Below are 21,525 nucleotides of genomic sequence, written 5' to 3' on the forward strand. Positions count from 1 at the left end.
AGTTTAATAATGAACAAATCTACTTTTAAGAAGATAGCTGCTATGTCGCTGGTTGCAGCATTTAGCAGTCTATCGGCGTTTGCCCAAGACGGTGGCGCGAAAGTGTTTGGCGGGACCAAACAGTTCAGAACTTGGCAAATCGGAGTAAACGGCGGTGTAGCATCACCTGTTGTTTTCTTAGGAGGCCATAACGACTACAACGAATGGGACGCTAACTTTGGTTACGGCGTTTACATTCAGAAACAATTAACCCATGCCTTTGGTTTAAAATTAGACTATCAAGGTGGTAAAGTAGCTGGAAGCTATAACGGGTCCACCAATGCACAAGGTTACCCTGGTTTTGATTCATTCTCAACTACCATTAACTATGCAGTTTCATTACAAGGTCAGGTTGATTTAACCAGCTTGTTATGGAAACGCGATAGCAAAGTTGCCTTGTATCTACAAGGAGGTTACGGTTTAACCGGTTACAAACCAGATGGTGATACCCGTACCGAGCAGTTCATTCCTGTTGGAGGTGGTTTGAAATTCAAATTGTCAGAAGGCATTGGTTTGGATTTAGGTTACACCATGAACTTTTTGGATGCTGACAACTTGGACAGAACCTGGTATGGCCCAAGCAATGACAAATGGTCATACGGTTACGCAGGTTTAAACTTTGCCCTAGGAGCCAAAGAGAAGAAAAACCTGGACTGGGCTAATCCATATGCTTTGATGTATGATGAGTTGAAAGACAATCAATTACGTCAGGAAGTGGAGGCATTGAAATCACGTGTAGCAGCTAACGAAGGTGAGATTGCCAACGTGAAGAAAGATTCAGACGGTGATGGTGTATCGGACATCTTTGATAAAGAGCCAAACACTCCAGCTGGTAACGTGGTAGACGGAGCAGGTCGTACGATTGTATTCCCAACTCCAGCACCGGTAGCAGCTCCAGTTGAGCAAAGCAACACCATTCAGTTCGACTTCAACTCAGACAAATTACGTCCAGAGTCAGCAGGTGCAATTGAAAGCATGGCTAGCGAGTTAAAAGCATCAGGTGGTAAAATGTTGTTAGAAGGTCACGCTTCAGAAGAAGGTACTGAGAAATACAACATGGATTTATCAAAACGCCGTGCTGCTTCAGTGAAAAAAGCGTTGGTAAAAGCTGGTGTAAAATCAGGTAATATCACCACTAAAGGTTACGGCGAAACTCGTCCGGTAGCATCTAACGACACTGAAGAAGGTCGTCAGAAAAACCGTCGCGTTGAATTCAAAGTTCAATAATCGCAGGTAACGATAAAAGTTAACTAAAAAGGGAGTTCTGATGATTATCAGGACTCCCTTTTTGTTTAACAGTGGCTGTTACAGATACTTAAACTTGCTGTAATAATCCTTATCTTACATCATATAAATGCCTTTTATGTCAATATTCACTTTAAAAGAACGGAACAATATCATACTGGTTATTTTACTGGCATTAGCAGCTTTTTTATTTTATGCGTCGCTCGATATTATTGGAGCCGTTTTGGGCGCGGTAGTATTCTACACTATTTTCCGGCCATTGAATAAATACCTTATTGAGAAAAAGGGGTGGAAATCCGGTTTGTCATCAATTGCAATCATTATTCTTTCCTTCTTTATAATTGTAGTGCCATTCTTTTTTACCATTTCTATGGTGGTAGGCAAAATTCAGGAGTTTAGCCAGAATACTGCGTATATAAAAGAGTTGCTTGGCAATATTGATAAGTTTGCAGCCCAAAAGTTAAAACAACCTCATTTGGTTCAAGATATTTTTGTGAGAGCCCAAGCTGTAGCAGTCCAGATTTTTTCAAGTGTACTAGGTCGTGTTGGTCAGGTGCTACTCGAAATTTCAATAATGTATTTTCTGCTTTATTTTATGTTTGCTGACCATCGTGCATTTGAAGGGGCTTTGATCAAATATTCTCCCTTGTCTAAAGCCAATAGCATTATTTTCGGGCAAGAAATTAAAAATATGACATATTCTAATGTGTTGGGGCAAGGTTTTATTGCTTTGGTTCAGGGAAGCTTGCTGATGATTGGCTTCTTAATTTTTCACATTCAGGATGCGGTTTTCTGGGGGATAATTACTATCTTTTTATCATTTCTTCCGGTAGTGGGAGCCCCATTAATTTTTGTTCCGGCGGCTATTATTCAAATTTCCAATGGAGATACATTTTCAGGAGTAGGAATATTGCTTTGGGGATTCTTACTAATTACGAATATCGATAATGTACTACGATTCTTTATTTCTAAAAAATTTGCTGATACACACCCCATAATCGTTATTGTAGGCGTTATCATCGGCATACCCATCTTTGGTATTTTAGGATTGGTTTACGGGCCATTGCTTATTTCAGGGTTTATTATTCTTACAAATATTTATGTAGCCAATCGAGCTATTCTAAAAGAAGAAGAAGTAAATTAAGGAAGCTTATCACAATGTTTTGGCATAAAAATTCGTATTATTCATATAACAAAAATTGAAAGGCTATGAACGATAACACAAAAGCAATGCTGGCTTTTTTTGCCGGACTGGCTGTAGGTGCCACCCTGGGCATTTTGTTAGCTCCTGAAAAGGGATCTGATTTACGAGATAAGATCGGCGACTCTATTAAAAAAAGTGGAGATGATCTTTTAAGTAAAATAAACAGTGGAATTGAATCAGCAAAAAGCCGCTTCTCTAAGACAGTACATCAAGCCTCTGATGAGCTCGGTGTTTAAGCAACTTAAGGGAAGTGCTGTTATGTGCTTCCCTTCAATAATCTAAAGCCCATGAATGAAACGAAGGAACAATTTGACACTAATACCCTGATAGAAAATATCAAAGATTACGCTTCATTAAAAGCTCGGTTAATAACCCTTTCGGTTACCGAGAATACGGCTAATCTTTTAGCCAGTTTAATCACCAAAGGGGCTGTATTACTTTTTGTACTTATGTTTTGCCTTTTTTCGAGTATTGCGTTGGCATTATATCTCGGTCAGGAAATGCAAAACCATGCCTTAGGTTTTATTGCAGTTGCAGGCATTTATCTGTTTTTAGGCTTGATAATATTCTTGATTAAAGATAAATACCTTGAAAAGCCACTGATCAATTCAATAATCCAAAACTTCTTAAAAAGCAGCAACGATGATAAAGTTGACAACCAAAATTGAAAACATTGATCAGTTGCGGGCCGAAAGGGCGCGATTAAAAGTGCTTGCTGATGCAAAGGAACAAGAAATCACCAATCAGTTTAAGCAATTAAATGAACGATTAAAACCTATCCATAAAGCACTTGGCTTCTTTATGAAAGGAGGCGGGGGTGATAATATTATGAGCTCTGCCTTTGTGAGTGGTTTAAAATCGGTCTTCCCGTATTTATTGGGCAGCGTATTAACTGGACGAAAAAAAGGCTTTTTTGGAGCAGCGACGGCTGTTGGAGGCGATTTACTTCTTAAGAACCTGAAAAATATTGATGTAGATAGAATTCTTTCGTCAATTGGGGGGCTTTTCAAATGGGGTAAGAAAAAGGAACAAAGAGAGGATGAGTTTATTGACTGGGAGCGCGAAATTTATAGCTAAACGAAGAGGGGCCATTGCTTAATGGTCCCTCTTTCGTTTCTATTTATTGCTTACTTAAAAAATCGTTATAAGCTAATTTAATTCCTTCCGGCAACTCAATTTTATGTTTCCATCCTAATGAATGTAATTTTGTAACATCCATTAATTTGCGAGGTGTTCCATCGGGTTTTGAGGTGTTAAATGTAAGTTCTCCTTCAAATCCTACAATCTCCTTAACTAATAGCGCCAGATCTTTAATAGAAAGGTCTTCCCCTGTGCCAACATTCACAAAGGCTTCTTCATTATAGTTTTGCATCAGGTAAAAGCATGCTTCAGCTAAATCATCTGCATACAAAAACTCCCGTTTTGGTGAACCGGTTCCCCAAATCTCAACCTGGGAATCGTTATTTTTCTTTGCCTGATGAAACTTACGGATCAAGGCAGGAAGTACGTGTGATTTTTCCAGATCATAATTGTCGTTAGGGCCATAAAGATTGGTAGGCATAACCGAGATAAAATTGCAGCCATACTGGGCTCTATAGGCATCGCACATTTTGATGCCGGCAATTTTGGCAATGGCATATGGCTCGTTGGTGGGCTCAAGTAAACCTGTTAATAGGTATTCTTCTTTTAAAGGCTGAGGGGCCATTTTAGGATAAATACACGAAGAACCTAAAAACATCAGCTTTTTTACACCATGTACGTATGACTGATGAATAACATTGTTTTGTATGCAAAGATTCTCGTAAATAAAATCGGCGCGATAGGTATTGTTGGCGACAATGCCACCAACTTTTGCAGCTGCCAAAAAAACATAATCAGGTTTTTCAGTAGCAAAGAATTCTGCAACTGCCTGTTGATTTCGTAAATCTAAATCCGATGAGGTTTTAGTGATGATATTTACAAAACCTTCCTTTTGAAGCTTACGATAAATAGCCGATCCCACCATTCCACGGTGACCGGCAACATATATTTTCGAATCTTTATTCATTTATTAAAGTAGAATCTGGCGCCAAAGATAGATTCTTTTTTCTTGGAGGATAAAAGAAATCCAATGGTTTAGCAAAAAAATGCGCCAACACAAGTGTAAATAACTCCCCGGTTTGCTTAAAATTAACCTTTCTCGATCTTAAGGCTACAAATAATGAAAGACTAAAGCTTACCAGGAAATTCATCAGGCCAATCAAAAAAACACCTAAAAGCGATGTTGCAACCGTAATTCCTGATAAATAATCTCCCAAAGTATAATAGGCCATTGCAAAACTTCCTCCGGCAAGCGTAACGTGACGAATGTCGAATGGTAAACCAGCTATTTGGCCGAATGTCCCGGCAAAACCCAGGAAAAAACCTAAAAATAAATTACCCATTAGCCCGCCATAGTTTCTTTCTACATAATAACTGATTTTATCAATTGATTGCTGAGAAAAATACTTCTGCAATAAACGATAGTTCCTTATTCGTTTACCTACATTCCCATAGTGAATAACATTGTCATAAAAACCGTTGATAATACCTGAAATGAAGAGGAAGACACCTGTTGTGGCTGCATATAGCACCGAAAGTGAATGTACTGGATCAATGCTTTTAACTGTTTTAAGCGCCACGGCTTCATTAACAATTAATTGACCCGTAAAATGATGGTAGGCCCATGCAATTAGGTACGGCAACGGTATTACAATTATTAAATTCCCTAAGAACGATACAAATTGGCTTCTGGATAGCTTTACGATTAGTTCTGCTGTTTTATCGAGATTAATGGTGTGATGTTTTTGATCATCTAAGGCGCTAGCCAGTGCGGAAGCGGTCATTGAAGGCTGCTTTGTAGCCAGGGTCGAGTGAGTAACAAAGATGGCGATAAAGCTGCCTGCATAATTCAAACTGAATAAAAACCCTTCTACTAGTGGAGCTGCTTTTAAACTAGCCAATATAAATTTTAGCCAGGTTGTAAACGAAATGATCAAGCCGCCCGCCATTGATTGCAACAAAAACTTGTAATACTGTTTTGGGGTATTGGTAATATAATGTTCACCAGTTTGGCTGGTATGCTCCACCACCTGATAGGCCAACATTTCTGTATTTTCTTGGATATGTTGTCGTACCCCGTGTTTTTGATTCTCGAACCGAATCATTCGGGTAAACATTTCCACAGCCAATGTTAGCCTCAATTCTTTTGTTTCGCCTAGTATCGATCCTAATAAGCGTCCTAAACGCTCAATGTTCTGTTCAATGCGTAATAGCAAATAAACTAAACTAATACTTACGCCGGTTCTTTTTTGTCCTCTTCTAACATTGTCAATAGCTTCGCGACATTGAGTTAGCATTACAAGAATATGCTTGTAAAGCTGGAGAATAGGTTCAAGGCTTTGATTGGGAGTCTGAATCAGTTCTACTAACTTATTCACTTCATAGGAGAGTACCTGAAAAGGTGAATTGTAATTCTCAATATGGGGTAATCGAATGATCATTTCGGGCTCAAGGCCTAATGAAGTGATACGGCTTGCTATAATTTGTGCCGATGAGAGTAATGAAGGATTGAATTCGTCGACAATCATTCGGTTTGTTTCCGCTTTGAAACCCATCAGTTCAAATAAGTCGCACCAGGTATCAGGGTTAACGGCTTCTACCCACTGATAATCATCGTGTTCATAGAATGTGTCGGCAATAACGCTTAAAAGCTCTTGTTTATCGATATAGTCTGGAAGTATTCGTTCATTTAGGCGTCTTAATAATTCGGTTATAAAACTTCTACGGGGTGAAATACCTAGTTCAGTAAATAAACGAATGTGGTTTTTAGAGTTGATGATCTGCTTAATAAATTGTTGAAAGGCAGCTAACAATTCAGAGTCATTTTTTAATTCACCTACCAAGAAATCAAGATTTTGTTGAGCCTCTGTAGCATTTGAAGCTGCTGATGGCCTTAAACTTTCCACCAGCATTATTAGTTCTTTCACCGAAAGGTCGGGCGATTGTTTGATGTGTGCTAATACTGACTTGATTTTGTTCATTAAAAGATAACAACGGTTTGAATAAGTTATTGTTTAAATATAACAAATTGGATGCCTTCGCCTCGGAATAGCAAAACCTGCGGTTTTAGGTCGAACTTATTATCTTTGCGCCGTGGGAAAGAATAAAATACGTCAGTTTGCTGAGTTAGAAACGTTTCATAACGTTTTTCAAAAAGATGGTTCTTTGAAAGGAAAATGGAGAACCGAGTTTTTCAAAAATGAACATCCTATTGTTTTAGAACTTGCCTGTGGCAAGGGCGAATATTCTGTAAATCTAGCCAAGAAATTTCCAGAGAAAAACTTTATTGGTGTTGACTTAAAAGGCAACCGTTTATGGACGGGTGCAAAAATGGCTATAGAAGAAAGGATTGAAAACGTAGGGTTTTTACGAATTCAGATAGAGCATCTTCAGTCGTATTTTGAGGTTGAGGAAGTAGACGAAATTTGGATCACGTTCCCTGATCCGCAGCCTCAAGTGAGCCGTGAGAAAAAGCGCTTAACCTCAATGCGCTTTCTTGACGTTTACCGTCCTGTGTTAAAAGAAAATGCGGTTATTCATCTTAAAACAGATAATGATCAGCTATATGAATACACGTTGGAGGTAATTGAAGAAAACAAATTATCGTTGTTGGCAAATACAAATGATGTTTACAACTCTGAGCTTTTAGATGAACTGTTGTCGATAAAAACGTATTACGAACGCAAGTATCTTTCGCAAGGCAAAAACATTAATTATGTTCGTTTCAGCCTATAAAATCTAACAATACATTTATTGTCTTTTTGCTTTCCGAAACCCTGTTTACGTTATAGTTGCAGGGTTTTACTTTGTTTATGTGGTTCTGTTTGACTATTGCCGCTAAATAGGCTAAATTTCTGGAAAATTTGCACTGACCAAAGCATTGTGAACCAATGAAAGACCCCAATTTTTTTGAGAAAGTTTTTGATGTGGTACGAATGATTCCTCCAGGGAGGGTTACCTCGTACGGCGCAATTGCTAATTTCCTTGGAACCCGTGGCTCGTCGAGAATGGTAGGCTGGGCTATGCATGCCGCCTCTTCGGCGATACCTCCAATTCCGGCTCATCGTGTGGTCAATAGTGCCGGATTACTGACCGGAAAAGTGCATTTTGGAACCCCAACCTTAATGGAAGAGTTGCTTGCAAGTGAAGGCATTATGGTTTACAATGATAAAATTCAGAGCTTCAAAAAACATTTCTGGGATCCGAGTGTAGAACTTAAGTAGTAATTAATTTGAGCGCTTTTTAGGCTTATCTATCAATTTCAGACTTACAATAAATACAGATATGGGTAAATTAATCGAAGAATTTAACAACTACCGCAGCCGTATGAATGAGCGGGTAATGGAAACCGCCAATACAAATATTAAACGTTTTTACGCTTTGGATACAACGTCTTATGCTGATGGAGCACTAAACGTAAAAACTAAAGAATTGCTTGGATTAGTGGCTTCAATGGTGTTGCGTTGTGACGATTGTATAAAATATCACTTGGGTAAATGCAAAGAGGCAGGGGTTAATAATGAAGAAATGAACGAAACGTTTATGATTGCGATGCTGGTGGGAGGTTCAATTGTTATTCCACATTACCGAAGAGCTGTGGAGTATTGGGACGAACTGAACGAAGAATAATGAGGTGGTTCACAATTAATCGATCTTTATTTGTTAAATTAAATCTCCGGTAAACTAAAAACAACCACAATGAACTTCATCTATTACGGACACTCGTGCTTTGCTATTGAAACCAATGGCAAAACGCTACTATTCGATCCTTTTATATCAGGAAATGAACTGGCAAAAAACATAGATATACAGCAGATAAGAGCAGATTATATCCTGATTTCTCATGCACACTCAGATCATACTGCCGATGTGGAGTTAATAGCTAAGAACACAGGGGCCAAAATTATTTCCACTTTTGAGATCGTAACACATTATCAACAGAAAGGATTTGAGGGGCATCCGATGAATTTTGGTGGGAAGTGGGATTTTGATTTTGGTCGTGTTAAAATGGTTCAGGCTATGCACACCAGTAGTTTTGCCGATGGCAGTTATGGTGGCGCTGCCGGAGGGTTTATCTTAACCCTTGAAGGGAAGAGCATTTACTACTCAGGTGATACTGCCCTGTTTAGCGATATGGAGCTCTTTGGAAGAATGCATAATATTACCTGGGCCATATTGCCGGTGGGTGATAATTTTACTATGGATGTAGAACAGGCATTAATGGCATCCCTAATGCTTGATTGTGATCAGGTTATTGGTGTTCATTACGATACCTTTGGTTACATTATGATTGATCATGTTGGAGCCAAAGAAAAGTTTGCCGCTAAAGGAAAAGAATTGCATCTGCTTTCAATCGGAGAGCATTTAAACCTTTCATTTGAAGGTGTTAGTGTTTCAGAGATGAATAAGCATAATTTTATGGATGATAATCCGAAAGGAGAGGTTATTTAAGATTCTAGAAACTGACTTTCTCTAACCCTGAGAGAAAGTCAGTTTTTTAAAATGGAGTAAACATAAGAGTCCATAATTTCATGGTTTTTAATGACACTAAAACGTAAGATTGCTTCATGAATAAAACCAGCTTTTTCCAGTACTTTCATTGATGCCTGATTTCGCTCAAATACCTCGGCATAAATTCGTATAATATTGAAGTTGTCAAAGGCATAATCTACAAAGGCGTCTACAGCTTCACTCATTATGTTTCGGTTCCAAAACGATTCTCCGAGCCAGTACCCAATTTCCGCATTGATTCGAGAAGTATCTTCTTTAAGGAAAATGCCAATTCCTCCAACGGCATAACCATCAACTACAATAGCCATATTCGTGGGCGGATCAACGCCTTCATTCTTTGCAATCCATTCTTCAGCGTCTTTTAATGTATAAGGATGAGGGAAATAATCCCTAACATTATCCCATACAGCTTTACTATTAGCGTTTTCTGCTAATGACTTTGCATCGTCTTTTTGCCAGGGTCTTAGTACGCTTCGTTTAAGTTTTATTTGCATTATTTAACTAATTATTGATTGGTGGTTAAAATTGAAACTAAGCTATTTTTAATATACAAAGTTCTTAGATAACAACAGCTGCTATACACAATTTGCATAATATCCTATTCTAATAAGTTAGGCAAAAACGAAAAGCTTATTCACCCTTAATCATTCAGTCTCTTATCAAAAAGTTCGTTTACAATATAATTTGAGGCTTTTAGTATCAAACATTATACAATTATTTAATATTTATCGTTAGCATACTTTATTGTCATGTAATACTTTTGCCGAACATTAACTCTATCTAACTAAGCAGATCTAAATTTTATTCTACTTTATTACAGCATGCTAGAAACAGCCTTAAAAAAATCCAAACTCTTAGTTATTCTGCTTATATGCAGTATTACAGCTTTTGCCCAGCAAAAAAATAAAACGACCATAAGTGGTTACGTAAAACAAAGCGAGAACGGTGAAAACATTATTGGTGCATCGGTTTCAATTAAAGAAAACGGAAGCGGAGCCTCTACTAATAGTTATGGATTTTATTCCATAAGTGTAAGACCGGGCAGTTACACCCTAGTGTTTCAATACCTGGGTTTTAAAACACTTGAGAAGAAAGTCACCATTACAAGCTCAACAACATTAAATATTAATCTTGAGGCAGAGGGTAAGCAAATAAACGAAGTGGTGGTTAGTTCTTCGGGTGTAAAAAAGAACGTTACCAGTATGGATATGGGAGTGAATAAACTCGAAATGCGTTCCCTGCAAAAAATGCCGGCACTCATGGGCGAAGTAGATATTGTTCGTAGTATTCAGCTTTTGCCGGGAATAAGCACCGTTGGAGAAGGCTCTTCTGGCTTTAATGTGCGTGGCGGCGGAGTTGATCAAAATCTAATCCTTCTGGATGAATCACCAGTTTACAATAGCTCCCATCTTTTTGGTTTCTTTTCAGTATTTGATCCTGATGCGGTAAAAGATGTAAAACTGATAAAAGGAGGAATTCCGGCCATGTATGGAGGCAGATTGTCTTCAATTCTGGATGTCCGAATGAAAGATGGAAACGTTAATAACTTCAGTACATCAGGTGGAATAGGAACTGTTTCAGCTCGTTTTTTGGCCGAAGCTCCCATTGTGAAAGGGAAAGGGTCGTTTGTAATTGCTGCCCGAAGATCGTATGCTGATATGTTCCTGAAACTTTCTCCGGATGAAAGTCTGAATAAAAACTCCGCTTATTTTTATGATCTAAGCGGAAAAGCAAACTATACAATCAATGAGAATAACCGATTATACCTATCGGGCTATTTTGGGAAGGATAATTTTGGCTTTGCTGAGCGTTTTGCAATGAATTGGGGCAACGGAACCGGAACCTTACGGTGGAATCATACATTCAACCCTAGCCTTTTTGCAAACTTTACCGCTGTGTATAGTAACTATGATTATTCCTTAGGTATTCCTAGTGGTGTAAATGCCTTCGATTGGACCTCTAAAATTATTAATCAAACTATAAAAGGCGATCTTTCATATTACGCTAATCAAAACAATAAACTGAGTTTTGGTGCCAATGCCACTTTTTACAGGTTTAAACCCGGTTCGGCAACAACAGCCGATCAAAATACCTCATTCAATGACATAGCTCTGCAAACTCAGCTAGGGCAAGAGTATGCCGCATATGTGGATAATGAGCAAAAGATAACGGAAAAACTTTCGGCACAATATGGCTTAAGGTTATCAGCATTCAATTATGTAAGTGGTCAAAATAACTTTACGGTAAACGAATACGAAGGAATTACTGGTCAACGAAAGGAACCTGTTAATCCAAAAACATACAACAAAGGCGATGTTATTAAAACCTATTATAATCTCGAACCACGACTTTCGCTTCGCTACGTATTAACGGATGAATCATCGGTTAAAGCCAGTTATAACCGCACCACACAGTACTTACACTTAATTTCTAACACAACCGCTGCCACGCCGCTGGATGTTTGGCAGCCAACAACGAATAATATTAAACCTGAATGGGCTGATCAGGTGGCGTTGGGTTATTTCCGAAACTTCAAAAACAACAGCATTGAGTTTTCGTTGGAGGGCTTTTATAAGAAAATGCAGAACCAGATCGATTATATTGATGGAGCCCAACTTTTCTTAAATAGCAATTTAGAAAGCGAACTGTTGTATGGTAATGCCCGGGCCTACGGTCTTGAATTTTATTTGAAGAAAAACACTGGCAAATTAAATGGTTGGATAAGTTACACATGGTCGAAATCGGAACGCCAAATTGATGGCATTAATAACGATAATTATTATCCAAGCAAATACGACAAAACGCATAACCTTTCGGTGGTTGGTATTTATGATATGAGTAAACGTTGGAGCTTTTCGGCCATATTTACCTATTCAACTGGTGTGAGCACCACCTTCCCAAATGGCAGGTATGAAATAGATGGAATTGTTGTTCCTCATAATACCACTAATAGCCGCAATAATTACCGTATTCCATCTTATAATCGTTTAGATATTTCGGCAACACTTTATCCGCGTCATAAACCAGGAAGTAAATATGAAAGTAACTGGGTGTTCTCTATTTACAACCTTTATGCTCGCCGTAATCCATATACCATTTATTTTCAACCAAGTGAAAACAATCCTCAGGTAACTGAAGCCCGTCGACTATCAATTATCGGATCGCTAATCCCTTCTGTTACTTATAATTTTAATTTCAGATAATCTATGAATACGCGCTATATACTATTTATACTTTGTTGCATGACTGTTTTAGTAAGTTCATGCGAAGATGTGGTGGATGTAAATTTGGATTCGGGGCCACCCCTGTTAGCCGTGGACGGATGGCTGACAGATAGAGATATTCCTGATACAATTAAAGTAACGCAAACATCGCCTTATTTTTCAAACACTGCTCCGTTGAGTGTGGTAGGGGCAAAAGTTACACTTACAACCAGCTCCGGCGAAAGTGAACAGCTTACGGAACTTAGTTCAGGTAAGTTTATCGTACAAAATATCAGAAGTATAGAAGGTGTATCTTATACTTTAAAAATTGAACACGATGGAGAGGTTTATGAAGCAAAAACGACGGCAACCCGCCAAAGCTTTCTGTTAGATTCCTTAACATTTGAATTTCGTGAAAAATCAATTGGGCAGAAGGAAGATGGATACATAGTACAGTATTATGGTAAAGAATTAGAAGGCAAAGGCGACGCATGTCGGCTGAAGATTAAAAAGAATGGAGTTTACTTAAACTCAAAAGAAGACCTGAATTATATGAATGATGACTTTGTAGATAGTGCATCATTTAAAAAAGTTCGCATGTTTACTGAAAAACCGTTTCAACTGAATGATGAGGTAATAGTTGAAACATGGTCGATAACCATGGATGCGTATCATTTCTATGATGAGTTAAGAGCGCAGGTAAATAATGGGGGAATCTTTGCCAACCCTCCGGCAAATGTCAGAACAAATGTTAAGAACATTAATTCTTCTTCCTCGAAGAAAGCAGTAGGTTATTTTGGTGCTTCGCTGGTAAGCTCTGTTAGCGCTAAAGTTACTGATGCGGATAAATAAAAAATGCTTAATCTGAAGTTAAAAGAAAAACGGCTTGATTTATCAGGCCGTTTTTCTTTTATAGTTATTTTAATCTTTCTTTTATTATTGGCAATGCCAACTTTGCCCATTCAGCATACATCTTTCCCGAATAATGCAACTGATCACTTGCCAAGTAAGTCAAATCATCCAGTACCTTATAAGAACTTGGCGTAATGTCGGTATAGCTAACTCCGTACCGGGTGCACTCTTCATTATTAACTGCATTAAAACGATTTATGGCTGCGGTAATCGTTTCGCGATTCTCTTTGCCAAAAGGAGTTGCTCCCCAATCCGGTATCGACAGAACAAAGACTCTTTTCCGGTTTCCTCCAGCGAACTTATTAGCAATTCGTAATAACCGTCTGAAATCCCTTCTATAGGCTTCAGTGCTTCGTTTTCTATATTGATTATTAACTCCAATTAAAAGGGTGACAAAGTCAAAAGTTTCTGATAGTTGGGCCTTTTCAATGCCTGCCATTAACTCGTCTGTAGTCCAACCGGTTGTGGCAATGATTTTCGGGTTGGCTACATTAAGTCCATCTGAATTTAAAAAACTTGCCAGTTGAACTGGGTATCTGTCGGTTTCTTCAACAGCTTCGCCTATTGTATAAGAATCGCCAAGGGCTAAGTATGTGATTTTTTGTTGTGACATTGGGTAAAACTAACCAAAGTTGGATAAAACGTTGAAAGTGTTCCTTTAATATTTTAAAAGAATTAAATGGAAGTCTTTAAGACAGCGTCATTTCAAAAAGTTCACTAAGCTTCGATTTTAGTACCTCTTTTACCTCATTAATGTCTACATCTCGACCTAACTCTTTGTTTAATGAAGTCACCGCTTTATCAGCTATACCGCACGGAACAATGTTTCCAAAGTAATTTAAGTCAGCGTTTACATTGAAGGCAAAGCCATGCATGGTTACCCAACGGCTGCAGCGAACGCCCATGGCGCAAATTTTACGGGCTGTCCACGGATTATCTGCATCTAACCAAACGCCGGTTTGCCCTTCTGATCGGCCAGCCGTTACACCATACTCTTTTAAAGTGAGGATGATAGCTTCTTCCAAAAAACGCAGGTATTTATGGATATCGGTAAAAAAGTGGTCTAAATCTAAAATTGGGTAACCAACTATTTGGCCGGGGCCGTGGTAAGTAATATCTCCCCCGCGATTGATCTTATAGTAGGTGGCGTGTTTGTCTTCAAGCCCTTGTTCATCCAATAATAAATGTTCGGGTTTTCCACTTTTACCCAAAGTGTACACATGTGGATGCTCACAAAAAATCAGGTAATCATTTGTAGGAATTTGTGTTCCGTTTAAATTATCACGATTCTCAGTTTTAATGCGAACTGTTTCATTAAAAATGGTTTCCTGTTTATCCCAGGCTTCTTTATAGTCGATCAGCCCCCAGTCTATAAATTGAACTTCTTTCATTCTTATACTTCCTTAACCACTTTAGCACTTAGCTTCTGGTTTTGTTGATGCAAAAATAACTTAAAACTCCTAACTTAAGAGGAACATACTACCTACTTATGGCACATCATAATGAACTCGGCAAAAAAGGCGAACAGATCGCTCTTGAGCACCTTAAGAATAATGGCTTTGAAATCATTGCCAACAATTGGCGCTATCAGCACGCGGAAATAGACTTAATTGCACAAAAGAAAAATGAGCTGATTTTTATTGAAGTAAAAACCCGTACAGGTAACTTTTTTGGTCACCCGGAAGAATTTGTAACAAATCAAAAAGAAAAATTGTTTGCCATGGCCGCCGATGAGTTCATTTATAGAAAGGGACATAATGGCGAATGTCGTTTTGATATTATTTCAATTACTTTTAACAAAGAAGGAGATAGTTACCAGGTTCATCATATCGAAGACGCTTTCTTTCCGAGATAAATCACCGCTATAAATCAAGCTCTACCTGATTGCTAAATGATTTGAACTCTGGATCTAAATCGTCAATTAAGAAAACATACAATTCCTTAGGGCCATGTGCTCCAAGAACCAATGTTTTTTCAATATCGGCAGTTCGGCTTGGTCCCGTTATTACGGTAATATTAGAAGGTAATCGTTCTTCATACTTTTCTTTTAGTACGGCAAAAGCATCTTTCAGATCCATAACCAACTGAGAAGTATAAGCCAAAACGATATGAGTATGAGGGTAAACACTTAGTCGACGTCCGCTTTGTTGAGCGCTTGAAACAAGAACACTGCCGTTACGTGCAATTAGTGCTTCGCAGGTGGTTATGCCTACTTCAGCATTTACAAAGTTTTCATCATCCGCAATAAAGGGATAATCATATTTGCGTAACAGTTGCTGCAGTTTACTATCCCAGCAAATGATCTTCAGCCAATCTCTTTCTTCGGCCAGGTTAATGATGTTCTCAATAAAGTTGATCTCATCTTCGCAAAAAAGGAATTTACCTGCCACATTATTGAGCTCTTCCGCAAAAATCAATTCCAATAGCTCATGATTTGGCGGATAGAGAGGTGAATCTTCATAATTAGGGTAAGGATTATCACGTTTTTCGAGTAATGCTTTTCGAATGTTTTTTAACATTAATTCGCGTGGAGTAATAGCCGCCTTCTTCATATTGTAAAAATAGAAAAATTATACTGAAGGAATTCTTTTAAACAAAAACGTCCGAAATTACATTCGGACGTTCGGTCAATTTATAAAGTTTTGCAGAAAATATTAAACATTTTCTTCGCTTTGTGCTGCATTGGTTACCTCAATTGGTAAACTTTGATTGCCTTCAGCCAGTGGATGCTCAGCGCCATTCTGTGCACCATTTACAAACTCATCGTAAGTGGTACGTGTATCGAATGGTCGTTTTCCTAAAATCTCCTCCAAATCAGATTGGAATAAGATCTCTTTTTCTAACAGTTTTTGAGCTAAGGCTTCTAAACCATTGCGTTTTTCTAAAAGCAATGATTTGGTGCGTACATAAATGTCGCTAATCAACGAACGAACTTCATGGTCAATAAGTTCTGAAGTTTTCTCAGAATAAGGTTTAGTAAAACCACCGTATTCACCTTGTTGATCGTTGAATGAAACATTACCAACTTTATCATTCATACCATAAATGGTAACCATAGCATACGAAAGTTTAGTAATACGTTCCAGGTCATTTTGCGCACCTGTAGAAATTTTACCAAATATGATATCTTCTGCAACTCGTCCGCCCATTGTCATACACATGCCGTCAACTAACTGCTCGGTGGTATATAAATACTGCTCTTTTGGCAGATACTGGGCATAACCAAGAGCTGCCACACCGCGAGGAACAATCGAAACTTTTACTAAAGGATCAGCATGCTCTAAAAACCAACCTGCAATGGCATGTCCTGCTTCATGGTAAGCAACAATGCGTTTTTCCTCTGGTGAAATGATCTTGTTCTTTTTCTCCAATCCTCCAATTACACGGTCAATTGCATCTTGAAAATCTTTCAGATCAATTTCTTTTTTATTTCTACGAGCAGCAATTAGTGCCGCTTCATTACAAACGTTCATGATCTCGGCTCCGGCAAACCCTGGAGTCTGTGCCGAAAGTTTTTTAGGATCAACGTCTGGCGCTAATTTCAAAGGTTTTAAGTGTACTCTGAAAATCTCTTCACGACCGTTTAGGTCTGGTTTGTCAATTGAAATTTGTCTGTCGAAGCGTCCTGGGCGCAATAATGCGGAGTCGAGAACATCCGGGCGGTTTGTTGCTGCCATAATGATTACTCCCGAATCGGTTGCGAACCCATCCATTTCTACTAAAAGGGCGTTCAAGGTGTTTTCACGCTCATCGTTTCCACCCATGATCTGGTTTTTACCACGCGCACGGCCAATTGCATCGATCTCATCAATAAAGATAATACAAGGAGCTTTGTCGCGTGCCTGGCGGAACAAGTCACGAACACGTGATGCACCTACACCCACAAACATTTCAACAAAATCGGAACCCGAAAGTGAGAAGAAAGGAACCTGAGCCTCACCGGCAACCGCCTTTGCTAATAAAGTTTTACCTGTTCCCGGAGGACCTACCAATAAAACACCTTTTGGAATTTTACCTCCAAGGCTGGTGTATTTTTTAGGGTATTTTAAGAAATCAACGACTTCCATTACCTCTAACTTAGCTTCCTCTAAGCCGGCAACATCATTGAAGGTGATATTTACCTGTGATTCTTTATCAAATAAAGTGGCTTTTGATTTACCAATATTAAAGATTTGGCCACCAGGACCTCCGCCGCCGCCAGTCATTCGGCGCATGATGAAGATCCAGAAAACAGCAACCAATGCGATAGGTAATATCCATTGAATCAGGAACGTAAGAAATACGTTCTCCTGTTTTTGCTTATCTTCAATTTTGATTAGTTCATTTTGAGGCCAGCCTTTTTCAGCGGCTGTTATTTTATCGCGAATAGCTTTGTAGTCGAAGCTGGTAAACATATAATGCGGACCAGAATTAGATCCCCACGTACCTTTGCCACTAACTTCTTTATACTTTTCTGATTCTAAACGATCTTTTTTGATATAAACATAAAACTCATAAGCCTCACCGTTTTTATACACGTTTACGTATTCAACATCATGAGCTTTAAGCATTTTGGTCTCAAAGTCTTCATAGGTTGTTTTTACTGGCGAAGAACCTGAATAAAATAAGTTGAAGCCGATAATCAGGGCCAAAATAGTCCCATAAATCCATAAACCACTAAATTTAGGAGGCTTTGGAAGTATTTTTTTTGGCATTTTATCTCTCGAGTTTTTAGGTTCGGAATTGTTTTCTCTCATTAAAATGTTAATTAATAGATTAATAACCCGGAGGTTTAATGTTTTGTTTTGAATTAAGCGCTTTGATAATTTTTGATCTCTGCATCTCCCCACAATTCTTCAACACCGTAATATAAACGTTTTTCTTTCTTGAAAATGTGTACAACAACATTAACAAAATCGAGCAGCACCCATTCGCAGTGATCCAAACCTTCTTTTCTCCAGGGTTCTTCTTTTAGAGCTTTATACACCTCAGCTTCTACTGAATTAGCAATTGCCCTAACCTGAGTGGTTGATTCGGCATCGCAAATAATAAAGTAATCGGTAACTGAGCTGTGAATATTTCGGAGGTCGAGCCTTACAATATCATTGCCTTTTTTTTCCTGAATTCCATGAATGATAATATCTGAAATCAATTGGGATTCGTCAGTTCTTCTGTTTTTTACCATTCAAAAACCTAACTTTGAAAATTTATAAACTACGTTAAATACTCAATAAATGCAATTTACTACTAATTCTGCATTATTTATAGGTCAAAATCTTGTTGCATTAAATGAAGTTGATTCGACCAATAATTATTTGAAAGAATTACTTACAAATTCTACGCCACAGCCCGAGGGTACTGTTATAATGGCAGAAAACCAATTTAATGGCCGTGGGCAGGTGCATAATAAATGGCTGGCCGAACCAGGGAAAAATTTAACAGTAAGCATTCTCCTTTGTCCTTCTTTTCTGCCTGCAATTAAGCAATTTGATTTGAATAAAGTGGTGAGTTTAGGTGTAGCTGACTTTGTAAAATATTTTTTAGGTAATAATGTTAAGATTAAATGGCCTAATGATATTTTTTGGGAGGATAATAAACTCGGTGGAATTTTAATTGAAAATTTTCTTTCAGGCTCTTTTCTCAAACAATCCATTATCGGGATAGGTTTAAATATTAATCAGGTAAATTTTGCACCCGGATTAAAAGCAACTTCTTTTAGTTTAATCAGTAAAAGTGAATTTAATTTAAAAATCTGCCTTAATGCTCTTTGCTTATATCTGGAAGCTAGATATTTACAACTTAAATCAGGAAACCTGGAGAAGATTAATCAAGATTATTTAAGCTATCTGTATAGATTAAATACAACAGACTTATATAGGGCAAATGGTGAAGTTTTTTATGGCGAGATCATTGGAGTTAATTCAACAGGGCAACTGCTAATTAATTGTCATACAGGGGTAAAAGAATTCTCTTTTAAGGAGGTAGAATTTATTTAGTAATAATATTCTTACAATAAGGCAGTTATAAATTTATATTTTTGGGGGCCGATTTAATTCGGATTAACCTAAACGTATCAATCAAAAGTAGATGAAGAGAGTTTTCTTTTTGTTGTTAATGCTATTGGGAAGCTTAACAACATTTGCTCAGATTGAGAACCCGGTAACATGGCAGTTCTCGAGCAAAACCCTGAAGGGCGATGAAGCGGTTTTAGTTTTAACTGCCAAAATTGATGGTAACTGGCACACGTATTCGCAGTTTATTGCTGGCGATGGCCCTGTACCTACCTCATTTAAATTTAAACCATCAAATGATTATGAGCTGGTAGGAAAGGTTGTGGAGAAAACCCCTCCGCACAAAGGCTTCGATCCAACATTTGGAATTGAGATTGCCTATTTCGAAAACCAAGCTGTCTTTGAACAAAAAATCAAATTAAAAGTTCCTGCTGCCAAAGTTTCTGGTACACTGGAGTACATGGTTTGTAATGACAAGCAATGTTTACCCCCAGAAGAAGTGGAATTTAGTATTAGTGTAAAAGGAAATCCAAAGACTGCATCCGCAGAAACCAACACAACACAAAAACCAGCAAGTGAAGTTGCAGCCGCAGCCGCAACCACAGCGGTTTCAAATACTGATACAGTTAAAACTGTTACAGCTGAGGCAGCTACTGCAATTGATACTACAAACATTGCTAAGACAGATACCGCATCTGCTGCTACTCCAATAGCAGGTTTGGACAGCAACAATGGCGAAGTAAAATCTGCTTCTACTTGGGGTATTTTCATCGAAGGCTTTTTGTTTGGATTCATAGCCTTATTAATGCCTTGTATTTTTCCAATGATTCCTTTAACTGTTAGCTTCTTTACGAAGCGTAGTAGTTCTCGTGCAGTAGGAATACGTAAAGCAATTACGTTTGGTTTAGCAATTATTGGCATTTATGTAGTATTTGGTCTAGGAATTACCATTACTTTAGGCGAAGATGCATTAAACCAATTGGCGAGTAATGCAATTGCTAACCTTATATTCTTTGTTGTATTAGTGGTTTTCGCCGCTTCATTTTTTGGCGCGTTTGAAATCACTTTACCTAGTTCATGGGCCACTAAAGCTGATGAGAATGCTGACAAAGGCGGCCTGATAGGTATTTTCTTTATGGCGTTAGCTTTAGCCTTAGCTTCTTTTTCATGTACAGGACCACTAATTGGCAACTTGTTGGTTGAAGCGGCTAGAAAAGGCCAGTATTTAGGTCCTGCAATGGGTATGTTAGGCTTTTCAACTGCCCTAGCTATTCCATTTACCCTGTTTGCAATTTTCCCAAGCTGGCTTCAAAGCCTTCCTAAGTCTGGAGGTTGGTTAAACTCAGTGAAAGTTGTTTTGGGCTTTGTTGAGTTGGCCTTTGCTCTTAAGTTCTTGTCAAACGTAGATTTAGCTTATCATTGGGGTATTCTTGATCGCGAAGTATTCCTTGTATTATGGATTGTAATTTTCACAATGCTAGGATTCTACTTACTGGGTAAATTGAAATTTTCACATGATAGCGATTTAAGCTACATATCTGTTCCTAGATTATTCCTGGCATTATTTTCATTTGCCTTTGCTATTTATATGATCCCAGGTTTATGGGGTGCACCTCTTAAATCAATCAGTGCATTTGCTCCTCCAATTGGAACACAGGATTTTACCCTTGTAACAGGTTCGGAAGGTAATTCAGCACCTGCTGAGCACCATGCTAAAAAATATGCTGGTATCTTCCATGCACCACACGGCATTGATGCTTTCTTTGACTATGATGAAGCATTGGCTTACGCAAAAAAAACTGGTAAACCATTATTCGTTGACTTTACCGGCCACAGCTGTGTAAATTGCCGTAAGATGGAGGCTAACGTATGGTCAAATCCCGAGGTATTACAACGCTTAAAAGGTGACTACGTTTTAGTTTCATTATATGTTGATGACAGAACAGAATTACCTGAAAACGAACAATTCGTTTCAAAATCTACTGGCAAAACCATTAAAACTGTAGGTAAAAAATGGGCTGATTTACAGGCGTCTAGTTATAACACTAACTCTCAGCCATATTACGTGTTAGTTGATAATGATGGCAAGCCATTGGTTGCACCTCAGGCTTACAACCCTGACATTCCAAACTACATCAAGTTTTTGGACAGTGGTAAGGAAGCTTTTCAAAACCAAAAGCTAACAATGAAATAAGATTATAAACAATATAATAGAGAAGGCCTTCTGAAAAATATCAGAAGGCCTTTTGTTTGGAGGCTTGGCGGTTGTAGTACCACATATGCAATGCTGTCATAATTTTAAAATTTATATAAATTTGCACGTCTGTTTAAAAACAGTTGA

Annotated in this window: 22 protein-coding genes; 14 read left to right on the top strand and 8 right to left on the bottom strand. The window is 38.2% G+C overall.

Annotated features, from left to right (window positions below; all coding sequences use genetic code 11):
- Positions 1-9: 9 nt before the first annotated feature.
- From NF867_RS09020 to NF867_RS09040, 5 genes are all read left to right on the top strand, one after another.
- Positions 10-1,266: an OmpA family protein gene (locus tag NF867_RS09020; protein ID WP_252587493.1), complete on the top strand. Its 1,257-nt coding sequence runs from the start codon at positions 10-12 to the stop codon at positions 1,264-1,266.
- Between the two features lie 136 nt (positions 1,267-1,402).
- Positions 1,403-2,428, top strand: a complete 1,026-nt coding sequence (locus NF867_RS09025) for an AI-2E family transporter (protein WP_252587494.1) — start codon at positions 1,403-1,405, stop codon at positions 2,426-2,428.
- Positions 2,429-2,493: 65 nt separating this feature from the next.
- Positions 2,494-2,724 carry a YtxH domain-containing protein gene (locus tag NF867_RS09030; RefSeq protein ID WP_252587495.1) on the top strand — a complete coding sequence of 77 codons (231 nt, stop codon included), beginning with the start codon at positions 2,494-2,496 and terminating at the stop codon, positions 2,722-2,724.
- A gap of 51 nt (positions 2,725-2,775) precedes the next feature.
- Positions 2,776-3,156 carry a phage holin family protein gene (locus NF867_RS09035; protein WP_252587496.1) on the top strand — a complete coding sequence of 127 codons (381 nt, stop codon included), beginning with the start codon at positions 2,776-2,778 and terminating at the stop codon, positions 3,154-3,156.
- Positions 3,131-3,565, top strand: coding sequence for a hypothetical protein (locus NF867_RS09040; protein WP_252587497.1), 435 nt, complete (start codon positions 3,131-3,133; stop codon positions 3,563-3,565). The genes NF867_RS09035 and NF867_RS09040 overlap by 26 nt, the downstream gene beginning before the upstream one ends.
- Positions 3,566-3,608: 43 nt before the next feature.
- Here NF867_RS09040 and fcl read toward each other — a convergent pair whose 3' ends face one another.
- Together fcl and NF867_RS09050 are read right to left on the bottom strand one after the other, a co-directional pair.
- Complete coding sequence (fcl, locus tag NF867_RS09045) at positions 3,609-4,535, bottom strand: GDP-L-fucose synthase (protein ID WP_252587498.1); 927 nt, start codon at positions 4,533-4,535, stop codon at positions 3,609-3,611.
- Positions 4,528-6,549, bottom strand: coding sequence for a site-specific recombinase (locus NF867_RS09050; RefSeq protein ID WP_252587499.1), 2,022 nt, complete (start codon positions 6,547-6,549; stop codon positions 4,528-4,530). Before NF867_RS09050 ends, fcl begins: the two co-directional genes overlap by 8 nt.
- Positions 6,550-6,661: 112 nt before the next feature.
- Here NF867_RS09050 and trmB point away from each other — a divergent pair, with 112 nt between their 5' ends.
- The 4 genes from trmB (at position 6,662) to NF867_RS09070 (ending at position 9,019) form a co-directional block, all read left to right on the top strand.
- A complete protein-coding gene (gene trmB, locus NF867_RS09055; RefSeq protein WP_252587500.1) occupies positions 6,662-7,303 on the top strand; it encodes a tRNA (guanosine(46)-N7)-methyltransferase TrmB in 642 nt (213 codons plus the stop codon).
- A 155-nt stretch (positions 7,304-7,458) separates the two neighbouring features.
- Entirely contained in the window at positions 7,459-7,791 is a 333-nt protein-coding gene (locus NF867_RS09060) for an MGMT family protein (protein ID WP_252587501.1), read from the top strand.
- 61 nt (positions 7,792-7,852) lie between these two features.
- The gene (locus NF867_RS09065; protein WP_252587502.1) at positions 7,853-8,197 is read left to right on the top strand and encodes a carboxymuconolactone decarboxylase family protein; all 345 of its coding nucleotides are present in this window, start codon (positions 7,853-7,855) and stop codon (positions 8,195-8,197) included.
- Between the two features lie 69 nt (positions 8,198-8,266).
- On the top strand, positions 8,267-9,019 hold the full coding sequence (locus NF867_RS09070) for a metal-dependent hydrolase (protein ID WP_252587503.1): 753 nt from the start codon (positions 8,267-8,269) through the stop codon (positions 9,017-9,019).
- 38 nt (positions 9,020-9,057) lie between these two features.
- Here NF867_RS09070 and NF867_RS09075 read toward each other — a convergent pair whose 3' ends face one another.
- A complete protein-coding gene (locus tag NF867_RS09075; RefSeq protein ID WP_252587504.1) occupies positions 9,058-9,573 on the bottom strand; it encodes a GNAT family N-acetyltransferase in 516 nt (171 codons plus the stop codon).
- Between the two features lie 327 nt (positions 9,574-9,900).
- Here NF867_RS09075 and NF867_RS09080 point away from each other — a divergent pair, with 327 nt between their 5' ends.
- Positions 9,901-12,282 carry a TonB-dependent receptor gene (locus NF867_RS09080; RefSeq protein WP_252587505.1) on the top strand — a complete coding sequence of 794 codons (2,382 nt, stop codon included), beginning with the start codon at positions 9,901-9,903 and terminating at the stop codon, positions 12,280-12,282.
- Positions 12,283-12,321: 39 nt separating this feature from the next.
- Positions 12,322-13,134 carry a DUF4249 domain-containing protein gene (locus NF867_RS09085; RefSeq protein ID WP_252587506.1) on the top strand — a complete coding sequence of 271 codons (813 nt, stop codon included), beginning with the start codon at positions 12,322-12,324 and terminating at the stop codon, positions 13,132-13,134.
- A gap of 64 nt (positions 13,135-13,198) precedes the next feature.
- Here the strand turns inward: NF867_RS09085 and NF867_RS09090 are convergent, their stop codons facing one another.
- Positions 13,199-13,807, bottom strand: coding sequence for an SGNH/GDSL hydrolase family protein (locus NF867_RS09090; protein WP_252587507.1), 609 nt, complete (start codon positions 13,805-13,807; stop codon positions 13,199-13,201).
- A 76-nt stretch (positions 13,808-13,883) separates the two neighbouring features.
- A complete protein-coding gene (gene lipB / locus NF867_RS09095; protein WP_252587508.1) occupies positions 13,884-14,585 on the bottom strand; it encodes a lipoyl(octanoyl) transferase LipB in 702 nt (233 codons plus the stop codon).
- A gap of 98 nt (positions 14,586-14,683) precedes the next feature.
- On the opposite strand from lipB, the gene NF867_RS09100 reads away from it, so the two are divergent.
- Positions 14,684-15,049, top strand: a complete 366-nt coding sequence (locus NF867_RS09100) for a YraN family protein (protein WP_252587509.1) — start codon at positions 14,684-14,686, stop codon at positions 15,047-15,049.
- A gap of 7 nt (positions 15,050-15,056) precedes the next feature.
- Here the strand turns inward: NF867_RS09100 and NF867_RS09105 are convergent, their stop codons facing one another.
- The 3 genes from NF867_RS09105 to rsfS all read right to left on the bottom strand — a co-directional run bounded on the left by NF867_RS09105 (position 15,057) and on the right by rsfS (position 18,358).
- Positions 15,057-15,746 (bottom strand): LutC/YkgG family protein, encoded by a 690-nt coding sequence (locus NF867_RS09105; protein ID WP_252587510.1) that lies wholly within the window; start codon positions 15,744-15,746, stop codon positions 15,057-15,059.
- A gap of 102 nt (positions 15,747-15,848) precedes the next feature.
- Positions 15,849-17,930, bottom strand: a complete 2,082-nt coding sequence (gene ftsH / locus NF867_RS09110) for an ATP-dependent zinc metalloprotease FtsH (RefSeq protein ID WP_252587511.1) — start codon at positions 17,928-17,930, stop codon at positions 15,849-15,851.
- Between the two features lie 53 nt (positions 17,931-17,983).
- Entirely contained in the window at positions 17,984-18,358 is a 375-nt protein-coding gene (gene rsfS / locus NF867_RS09115) for a ribosome silencing factor (protein WP_252587512.1), read from the bottom strand.
- 49 nt (positions 18,359-18,407) lie between these two features.
- Here rsfS and NF867_RS09120 point away from each other — a divergent pair, with 49 nt between their 5' ends.
- Together NF867_RS09120 and NF867_RS09125 are read left to right on the top strand one after the other, a co-directional pair.
- On the top strand, positions 18,408-19,169 hold the full coding sequence (locus tag NF867_RS09120; RefSeq protein WP_252587513.1) for a biotin--[acetyl-CoA-carboxylase] ligase: 762 nt from the start codon (positions 18,408-18,410) through the stop codon (positions 19,167-19,169).
- A gap of 91 nt (positions 19,170-19,260) precedes the next feature.
- Positions 19,261-21,378 carry a protein-disulfide reductase DsbD family protein gene (locus NF867_RS09125; protein WP_252587514.1) on the top strand — a complete coding sequence of 706 codons (2,118 nt, stop codon included), beginning with the start codon at positions 19,261-19,263 and terminating at the stop codon, positions 21,376-21,378.
- The last annotated feature ends 147 nt before the right edge of the window (positions 21,379-21,525 follow it).

It is taken from the genome of Solitalea agri (genome assembly GCF_023914155.1).
In the GTDB taxonomy this organism is placed as follows: Bacteria; Bacteroidota; Bacteroidia; order Sphingobacteriales; family Sphingobacteriaceae; genus Solitalea; species Solitalea agri.

Bases quoted from the DNA above. Each gene is read 5' to 3' on its own strand.
- NF867_RS09020 (WP_252587493.1), top strand. From the start codon at position 10: ATGAACAAATCTACTTTTAAGAAGATAGCTGCTATGTCGCTGGTTGCA.
- NF867_RS09025 (WP_252587494.1), top strand. From the start codon at position 1,403: ATGTCAATATTCACTTTAAAAGAACGGAACAATATCATACTGGTTATT.
- NF867_RS09030 (WP_252587495.1), top strand. From the start codon at position 2,494: ATGAACGATAACACAAAAGCAATGCTGGCTTTTTTTGCCGGACTGGCT.
- NF867_RS09035 (WP_252587496.1), top strand. From the start codon at position 2,776: ATGAATGAAACGAAGGAACAATTTGACACTAATACCCTGATAGAAAAT.
- NF867_RS09040 (WP_252587497.1), top strand. From the start codon at position 3,131: ATGATAAAGTTGACAACCAAAATTGAAAACATTGATCAGTTGCGGGCC.
- fcl (WP_252587498.1), bottom strand. From the start codon at position 4,535: ATGAATAAAGATTCGAAAATATATGTTGCCGGTCACCGTGGAATGGTG.
- NF867_RS09050 (WP_252587499.1), bottom strand. From the start codon at position 6,549: ATGAACAAAATCAAGTCAGTATTAGCACACATCAAACAATCGCCCGAC.
- NF867_RS09060 (WP_252587501.1), top strand. From the start codon at position 7,459: ATGAAAGACCCCAATTTTTTTGAGAAAGTTTTTGATGTGGTACGAATG.
- NF867_RS09065 (WP_252587502.1), top strand. From the start codon at position 7,853: ATGGGTAAATTAATCGAAGAATTTAACAACTACCGCAGCCGTATGAAT.
- NF867_RS09070 (WP_252587503.1), top strand. From the start codon at position 8,267: ATGAACTTCATCTATTACGGACACTCGTGCTTTGCTATTGAAACCAAT.
- NF867_RS09075 (WP_252587504.1), bottom strand. From the start codon at position 9,573: ATGCAAATAAAACTTAAACGAAGCGTACTAAGACCCTGGCAAAAAGAC.
- NF867_RS09080 (WP_252587505.1), top strand. From the start codon at position 9,901: ATGCTAGAAACAGCCTTAAAAAAATCCAAACTCTTAGTTATTCTGCTT.
- NF867_RS09085 (WP_252587506.1), top strand. From the start codon at position 12,322: ATGACTGTTTTAGTAAGTTCATGCGAAGATGTGGTGGATGTAAATTTG.
- NF867_RS09090 (WP_252587507.1), bottom strand. From the start codon at position 13,807: ATGTCACAACAAAAAATCACATACTTAGCCCTTGGCGATTCTTATACA.
- lipB (WP_252587508.1), bottom strand. From the start codon at position 14,585: ATGAAAGAAGTTCAATTTATAGACTGGGGGCTGATCGACTATAAAGAA.
- NF867_RS09100 (WP_252587509.1), top strand. From the start codon at position 14,684: ATGGCACATCATAATGAACTCGGCAAAAAAGGCGAACAGATCGCTCTT.
- NF867_RS09105 (WP_252587510.1), bottom strand. From the start codon at position 15,746: ATGAAGAAGGCGGCTATTACTCCACGCGAATTAATGTTAAAAAACATT.
- ftsH (WP_252587511.1), bottom strand. From the start codon at position 17,930: ATGAGAGAAAACAATTCCGAACCTAAAAACTCGAGAGATAAAATGCCA.
- rsfS (WP_252587512.1), bottom strand. From the start codon at position 18,358: ATGGTAAAAAACAGAAGAACTGACGAATCCCAATTGATTTCAGATATT.
- NF867_RS09120 (WP_252587513.1), top strand. From the start codon at position 18,408: ATGCAATTTACTACTAATTCTGCATTATTTATAGGTCAAAATCTTGTT.
- NF867_RS09125 (WP_252587514.1), top strand. From the start codon at position 19,261: ATGAAGAGAGTTTTCTTTTTGTTGTTAATGCTATTGGGAAGCTTAACA.